This window comes from Sulfuricurvum sp. (assembly GCF_028710345.1).
Classification (GTDB): domain Bacteria; phylum Campylobacterota; class Campylobacteria; order Campylobacterales; family Sulfurimonadaceae; genus Sulfuricurvum.
This window is the reverse complement of record NZ_JAQTUH010000030.1, coordinates 1-8,390: the sequence shown is the minus strand read 5'-3', so window position 1 is coordinate 8,390 and position 8,390 is coordinate 1. Positions and strand designations below refer to the sequence as shown.

The following is an 8,390-nucleotide window of genomic DNA, read 5'->3' as shown; positions in this document are numbered from 1 at the left end:
AAAAAAGTATCGATGTGATCGATGATCCCCTGAAGTTTTGCCTCATTGTCATTTTGTAACTGTTCCAGCGCATCGATGGTGGGATCGATCCCCTCGTTAAATAAATTCTCATCTACCTGATCACGTCTGAATTTGGCACACAAATCGATATCGAAAATACGGCGCAGTTCGCTTGCGCAAAGTCGGCACTCCTGCGCACTCGCTTTGTCATAGCTGATTTTCAGCCGTTCCGCATCCTCAAACAGTGACTCTGCCGCACTCAGTGAGGCATGAAAATAGGCAAGCTCGAACGGATTGCTTATTTCTTTTTGATATCCCTATTTTAAGGGTTTTGGATGGTGTCGTAAAAAAATTTATACACTTTTTTATACACTTCAAAACATATAAAACACTTCCAAAATGAATCATATTTGGATTTCAATTCGTCTCAAAGTAGGTAATATGCTAGGTCATTTTTGATATTATTAGCTTTGCAATCAGAACAAAGGTATTCTTCTATGACTTCCAAAATATTATTCTCTACCCTTGCTATTGCATCCATATTGTCAGCGGCGTCAACTTCCTGCGGCGGTATCTATTACGGCAACAATGCTCCCGATATCCTCAATCCAAAGCTGACCCCAAAGACAAAAGAACTGTGCTATTCAGAATTTGCTGTTATGCATTCAGGATTATCTCGTACACCTCTCTGGAGCGCAGAACACCTTTATGGTTCAAAACTGAATATCAAAGTCGAACGTTCCAATGACTTCCATCCCGAAGAACGCCTGAATTCTGATGAACGAGCAGAACTCTCTGATTATGCCCGCTCAGGCTATGACAGAGGGCATATGTCTCCTGCAAGGGATTTCAATACGCCTCAAAGTGAAAGTGAATGTTTTACACTTGCTAATATGGTTCCGCAAGACCATGACAACAATACAAAGTTGTGGTCAGGAATCGAAGAAGCCACAAGAACACTTGCCAAACAAAAAGGGGAACTCTACGTCATTACAGGCCCTATTTTCATCGGGACAAACCTTCAACGTATTGGAGGCAGGGTTCTGGTTCCCACCAAGATATTCAAAGCGATTTATGACCCCTCATCCAATCAGGGAGCAGCTTATCTTGTTAACAATGCTCCAGGAAACGAGTATCAAGAAATCAACATCGCACAGCTCGAACAACTTACCAACATCCGTATCTTCCCTAAGATGGCTGCCATTTCCAAACAAACTCCCATGCCATTGCCATCCCCACAGATGCATGGAAAGGATCTGGCGAATATGAATTCTTCCTTACCTGTTCCGGCACCAAAAACGGTTAAACCCAGTGCTTCTTTAAAGGAACAATGCGGAACCAAACACACCTGCAAAGAGATGACTTCCTGCGAAGAAGCGACCTTTTATTTCACCCAATGCCATGAGGCCCACCTTGACGGTGATGGGGATGGAAAACCCTGTAACAAACTTTGTAAATGACGCTAAGGAATCAAAAATGCCACAGATAACTTTTTTACCTTTTCAAAACGAAAGTGAATCCTTTGAAATAGACGGTATTACACTAGAAAATAGACTGGATCGTGTAAGTATATACGGTTCAATAGAGATTACCAAAGATACCATTGGTTTAGAAAAAGCATTGAAACTCAAACGTCTTTTAGATGCGACTGTGGATGAACTCAAACGTCAGAGGGGATCATTGCCTGAACATATCGAGATTACAAAAGAAGAAACAATAAAAAATCCATTTGAGTAAATCATCTATCAAATATGTTTTACCTAGAATTCAATATACTAAGATCAATCGGCTAAGACAATTTTTTGAAAACATCATCATCTTTTCTTTCAATATGAGTTCTCATAATTCAATTGAATGCCTTTAGACGTTGTTACAAATTTGAGTTCAATAATCTTACCCTGATGAACCATCTTATGATGTTCTTGGCAAAGAGGAATGAGATTGTATCTGTGATTCATAGGGACATGACCAATAAAGCCTTCATTATCAGCACTATTCTGTTCTTGAATATGATGTGTCTCAGTAGCTTCTTCACCACAAATAATACAAGTGCTCATATAAACATTTTTATTGTAGTTACTCTGTTGTTTCTTAGATAGCAATTCTAACGATGAATATTCATTAGCAAGTTGTTTTCTAATTTCTTCTGCATCACGGATAAAATCATTGTCCATATGTAAAGATTTAGCAAATTCAAGCCCATAAACAGTGCTTCCATTCCCAGGCTGTAAAGTTCGGTTATAAATTAAACAGTCATTTTGTGAATCATATGAAACTGATAAGTGCATACTTATAAGTGAAGCAATTTCGTTAATTTGTTTTAGCTCGGTTAATTGATGTAAATGCGTTGCAAATATATGAAGACAATCCAATCGATTCAGCTTCATAAGAGCACTTGCAACCAATGCGACACCACTTAACGTTTCTGTGCCATGACTTAGTTCATCCCCTATTACAAGTGATTTAGCATTGATTCTATTAAAAATATTTCTTAGTTCTGTCATTTCCACCGCAAATGTAGACATACCTTTAATGAGATTGTCCTTGCTTACAATTCGAGTAAAAACACTTTCAAAAAGTGAAAATTTCATTTTCTCTGCTGGAACATATAATCCAGCTTGAGCCATAATAACTGTAATACCAATACTTTTCATTAATGATGATTTACCACTTGAATTGATACCGTAAAGCAGTATTCCCTTTACTTCTTCTCCTCGTGCTGCAGTAGAAAGTAAATTGTCTCTGTATGAATTATCAATAAGGCTTGGGTCACCCATGATAATGTCATTTGGAACAAAGACACCATGTTCTTCCTGAACTTCAATCAATGGATGCCGAAGACCAATAATTTCTAAGAAGTTTTTCCCTTCCTCTGCATCAACAATTTTTGGTTTGACATAATTATATTTTTTTGCAGTTATCACATTCGAAACAGCTACATCTAAATCGCCAATAAAATCACTGAGCGTTGTAAGCATACGAGTATATTTTCGGTCAAAAATACCAAGATACTCTCGATAAAGCTTTTTAGTCAGTGAAACAATTTTGCTTTGATTACTTAAATATTTTGTTGAAATTTCATCAATTATAGGACTAGTAATTTTGACATTATTAGTCTGGGTTCTATAATAAAACTCATCAAAAAATATCCTATGCCCTTCAATCACGATATTCTTATCTTTAATCTGGTCAGCAATAATCATAAAACGAGATTTAGTAATATCTATATAAAAACCTGTTTTATCTGTCTGTTCTACCTTTACAAACGTTTGCGCAACGTCTTTGCCCAACTCATTTGATAATGCTTCACGGAAGACATCAGCTATTAATTCAAGGTCATCAATTAGTTTATTATTTTGTGCAATATACTCATCAATCTCTGGACTAATTCCTTCATTGATAATATTGTCATCAATCTGGTTATAGTTGAACTGAGCTGTTTTATCCAAGTCAAATGTTTTTTGAATGTCGGAAATAAATTCTAAAATTTTTGTGTGTTCATATTGATTTGTAGAAACTTGAAGTTGCTCGATAATAGTATGCATTTCATGAATTGCAACAAGGGAATCGTGGAGGTAATTTAGTTCGCACGGATGCAACTTAATCAATGCTAGTCTTCTACTCAATCGTTCGATATCGTATATCTTATTGAGTTTTGAATAAAGTATCTTATGCTGTTCCGTTATTTTTTCTGAGAGTTTATAACGGCGACTGATTTCTTCTTTGTTAATCTGAGGGTGTAAAAGTCTATCTCGTAATAGCCGTTTTCCCATCGAAGTAGCTGTATTGTTAATCAGTTTATAAACTGTCATTTCATCTGGGTCTTTAGAAATAATCTGCAATTGTTCAATTGCATTGTTCCCCAACAGCATTATCGACCTATTATCAACAATCATCGGATGCGAAAGTTTTTGAATAATATTAATATCATGGTCAATTATGAAATCTATTAAGACCGCAAGTGATTCTGATACCAATGGCATGAATTCCAAATCAAGAAATTCTATTGGAGTCAAAAGTGATTCAGGCTTATAAACACTATTGAAAAGTTCATTCTGGTATGCAATTTTTTGACGATTGGTATTGATTACATAAGTGTAATGTGCATCAATTTCAAGGTATGTTAATACCTCTTCTTGTTTGATATCTTTGTGGGCGAAAGTGATAATAACTTCTTTCGTTTTATTTGCATGCATAAGGCTAAATACTTCATCAAAAGCAAGTGTTTTATCGTCTAAATTACCTTGTGCTTCATACAGAAGAGTTTTGCCAGTAGTTATATCAATTGCTGAGTATCCAATGAGATAAATTCCATTGTTTTCATCAACTAACAAAGATGTAGTGTAATTTGATTCATTATCATTGATAAAATCAAAATTAGTTCCAGGAGAAATAATTCTATCTAGATAGCGTGAAATTTTTGGAGGAGTTCCTTTTTGTCTGATAATAACAATTGTATATTTATCTTCACTGACGAGTCTAGCAAGGTATCGGTCAAATGAAACCGCTGGCACTCCAGCCATTAAAGGGTTTTTTACATCATTTTCTAAAATTAGTTTTGATTTTCTGGTAAGCTGTATATTGAGCAGTTCAGAAACGAGTTTGGCTTTTCCGAGTTGCATTTCATCATTATCGACTTCATACACCTCGAAAAAAGTGCCAAGTTCCATGATAACGATAGTATCATTTCCGTATTTCTCCTCAAAATATTTTTGGAGGTTGAAATACATTTCAGTAACGAGTACCTTGTTATCATTCAAAATACTGTCTATGGATATATCATTTGGCATAAAATCATTAATTAGCATGAGAAATTATACCCATCTAAATATTATTAAGAAGAATTGTCGCAGTGCCCCTCAATTTTAGAAAGATAAATCGATATCTTGATATCAATATGATGAGTTCTTATTAAAAATTCAAATATAAATGAATAATAGATGATAAACTATAATATTACAAATAAATACTTTTTCCATTTTAAGGTAAATGAACATGAAAAATCCCTTCTTTATTCTGTTAAGACTAATGATGATGTTGATCTTTACAATCAGTGCAAATGCATTTTCCTTGTCAGAAAAGCAAACTAATCTTTTGAGTAAAGTTGCGAAAGCAGGATATGTCGACAAACAATTACACAACGAATTTTGGGAAGAGTTCAAAACTAAACCGACCAAACGAGAAATGGAGGACTTTCGCAATCAAGCATTACTGATTAGTAATTTAAATATCATTGTCTTGGATGCGGCTAGAGAAAGTGTACTTAAGAAAAAGCCTCAATACGATTTAGCCAAAAGCGCTATTGATTATTATAAGAATAAGAAAATGCAAATTAACTATGAGCAAACACTTTCAATTTTAGAGCGTGCTTCAGATGGAAAAACAATGCTTGTTGATGGCAAGCTAACATATATAACTTTGGATTCTATTGAGATTGCGAAAGAAAATTGGCGCAGCAGAAGAGATCGAATTGATATGTTATTACGTGAAAAATGGGATCCAATTCCAAAGGAAGTAATTATCAATAAAAATCTATCCATTTTATGGCCATTTGATTTTTTCAAAAAAGAACTGGAAAAAGATCAAAATAATAGCGAGGAATCACCTTTGTATTATGCCCAAATGGGCGAACATACAGCAGCTTTTATTATCTCGTACACAAGTGATATAAATCAGAATAAAAATGACCGTGTAGTTAGTTGTATAAAAAAAGGCGCTATTCTCTATGGAGTAGATAATATTGAGCCTTCTTTTGAACATCTGAATGGTGATGTTATGGCTACTACATCATACAAAGCAGAAAGCACTGAACGTAATTATTTTTTTAACGTTGCCTGTGTAGTCCACAATGACCAACTCATTTTTTTTGGGGCAACAAGCGATAAATATTTAGATAGCCTCTCACAATTCAGTGAACTAAAACGGAATATAAATATTCATTGATGATTCCAGAAGTTTTTTAAATAATAATGGTACAGAATGAAGCCAAATAGTAGTAATAACGCAGGAAGAAAAAAGAATGCTGAGTCCTTTATAGCCACCATCATAGATGCGGATACCAGTCACCAGAATAATCTAAAGTGGATAATCCGAAAAACCAAAGAATTTGATTTTGAAACTGTAATTACTCTCTTTAGAGAAATTGAAAACTATCACTGTAAGAAAGAATTTGGAAAATCGTTTTCCAGACATACTATGAATATGCCACTTCTTTCAGGACTCTTTGGTGGATATATGATTGAAAAAACTATTGTGTATGCCGCTGGCAACAAACGTGTTTTTTTAGACTATGAACTTTATCAAACATGGGATGGAATCAGTATAAATGACATATACAACCGCTACAACTCTTTTAGTGCAGCCAGAGAGACATCCGTGTTGGAGCCAATTGCAACAATGATGCTTTCAATTTCGAGCGAACAGATGAGGATACAGCGCAACCCTATGCCAGATATGCGGCGATTTTATCTTACTTTTGGGAATGATTCGAAATCAAATACTGCCTTTACAATGGAATACGGCGTAGGCTTGCCAGTAATGCTCCACCTCTCCTTTATACTCTATATTTATGTTTTTGGTATCGGTGATGGTAATACTGGAATAAAAAGTTACTTTACGAAGGATGAATTCGTAAATAAAATAAATTCCAAGTCTGGAATATCAAGTAAAGATATAGATCAATTCTTTAATTCTATTTCTATTGATAGAGAGGAATATGTAAAGGAATACCTTAACCGTAGAACAAACAAAAATGGTACATATTACCCTTATGAAGAAATGGAGCTTTTTGACAGAGCAATTCCAAAGGTCAGTTATTCATATCCGCTCCTTCGTTATAAAGGGGGATATTTTCTTCCTTCACTACAGTCATTGCAGGAATTTCTCAAAATGGATACATTTTATCGAATGTTATCTAATGCCGGCAACAATGCAAAAGGATTGATTGTCGGGCCAGCCATAGAGCGATATGCCAGAATGCTTATGAATGAATACAAGCAGACAATACCAGACGAGAACCCTGACGTCTATGGTGATGAAGAGTATTACTACAATGGGAAAAAACATGCACCGGATGCCATACTCGAAACGGATTCGTATCTATTGTTTGTGGAATGCAAGGCAAATCCTTTCAATCTAGGACTTCTCAGGGATTTTGACGAGGAAACATTTGAGAAACTAGTCAAATCAGTAGAGATATCCACAGAAAACATTAATCGCTACATTTCTTTGAATTCAGACAGATTTGGCGATAAGAGAGTCTACAAAATGCTGGTTTATTACGAAGGTCTACCAGATTGGTATGAGATGCTTAACCGAGAAGTGGGATTCGCTAGCAACAAAAATGATCTTATCCTTGCAGATTTCAATGTATTAGAACTGCTGATGCAACAAAGCGACAAAAGGCTCCCTGACATCATCGATTCATTCATGGCGGTAAAAATTGAAAAACCAGAGCACACTAATTTTGAGAAGTATCTACATGAAATTGACCTCTCTCACAAGACGCCTCAAATCGGAAAAGGGTTTATTTACGAGATTGCTGAAAGATTCGGGATTGTAAAGGAAACTCTTCTAGACTCTTAAAATTGAACTACTCGTAGCGATACAGTTGCAGATGGAATGATACTTTTTATGTTTTTGATTCTATAAATATTTCATATTGGATTTTTTATAATTAAATTTATAATAATACGATACATCTAAATTATAAAAATAGTGATTTTTTTTTCTAATTTTATACACTTTTTTATACACCTTTGATTTTTAGAAGAAGAGAAAAAGAATTATTCATAAAAATTTAGATCTCAACAAAAAGCCCTATTTTATGGCTTTAAGATACAGAATAAGACTCAAAAATAAAAATAGTCCACCCTCTTCGGATTGTCAAAAAAGCCCTGTTTTTTGGGCTTTTAAACACTATGCAACTTCGAACGGGTGAAGCTTTCCGAGTTTGAGGCGTCGCAAAATCCGCTCCAGATCATACACCTCTTTGAGCTTGGTCTCCAGCGGCGCAATGTGATCACCCAGTTTGTCGATAAGATCATAGCGCTCTTCGAGTAGCTTTGAATCGCAGATAGGGTTCAGAAGCCGCTCGCGCAAGAGCCGTTTCCCCATCGCCGTCGAGGTTTTATCGATGAGTTTAAGGAGTGTCATCTCATCCGCGTCGCGTGAGATAATCCCCAGCTGTTCAGCGGCGTTGTTCCCTAAATACATGTATCTGTTAGTTCCCAAAAACGTCGGACGGTTCATCTTCTCGATAATCGCCGCATCGTGATCGATGATGACATTGATGAGGATACACAGCGATTCGGAAGCATACGGGTATCGTTCCAAATCGAGGTATTCGATCGGGCTTAGGAGAGAGCGGATTTGATAGATACGTTCAAAAA

5 protein-coding genes and 1 pseudogene are annotated in these 8,390 nt (G+C 35.6%); 4 read left to right on the top strand and 2 right to left on the bottom strand.

Going from position 1 to position 8,390, the window contains the following annotated elements; translation table 11 throughout:
- Positions 1–497 precede the first annotated feature (497 nt).
- The gene (locus PHC76_RS14485; protein ID WP_300210633.1) at positions 498–1,460 is read left to right on the top strand and encodes a DNA/RNA non-specific endonuclease; all 963 of its coding nucleotides are present in this window, start codon (positions 498–500) and stop codon (positions 1,458–1,460) included.
- Between the two features lie 16 nt (positions 1,461–1,476).
- The gene (locus PHC76_RS14480; RefSeq protein WP_300210631.1) at positions 1,477–1,737 is read left to right on the top strand and encodes a hypothetical protein; all 261 of its coding nucleotides are present in this window, start codon (positions 1,477–1,479) and stop codon (positions 1,735–1,737) included.
- Positions 1,738–1,826: 89 nt separating this feature from the next.
- Here PHC76_RS14480 and PHC76_RS14475 read toward each other — a convergent pair whose 3' ends face one another.
- Positions 1,827–4,790, bottom strand: a complete 2,964-nt coding sequence (locus PHC76_RS14475; RefSeq protein WP_300210629.1) for a MutS family DNA mismatch repair protein — start codon at positions 4,788–4,790, stop codon at positions 1,827–1,829.
- A gap of 205 nt (positions 4,791–4,995) precedes the next feature.
- On the opposite strand from PHC76_RS14475, the gene PHC76_RS14470 reads away from it, so the two are divergent.
- Positions 4,996–5,943, top strand: coding sequence for a hypothetical protein (locus PHC76_RS14470; protein ID WP_300210627.1), 948 nt, complete (start codon positions 4,996–4,998; stop codon positions 5,941–5,943).
- A 36-nt stretch (positions 5,944–5,979) separates the two neighbouring features.
- Positions 5,980–7,584, top strand: a complete 1,605-nt coding sequence (locus PHC76_RS14465; RefSeq protein ID WP_300210625.1) for a hypothetical protein — start codon at positions 5,980–5,982, stop codon at positions 7,582–7,584.
- A 333-nt stretch (positions 7,585–7,917) separates the two neighbouring features.
- Here PHC76_RS14465 and PHC76_RS14460 read toward each other — a convergent pair.
- Positions 7,918–8,390: pseudogene (locus PHC76_RS14460) on the bottom strand (DNA mismatch repair protein); the annotation flags it as partial.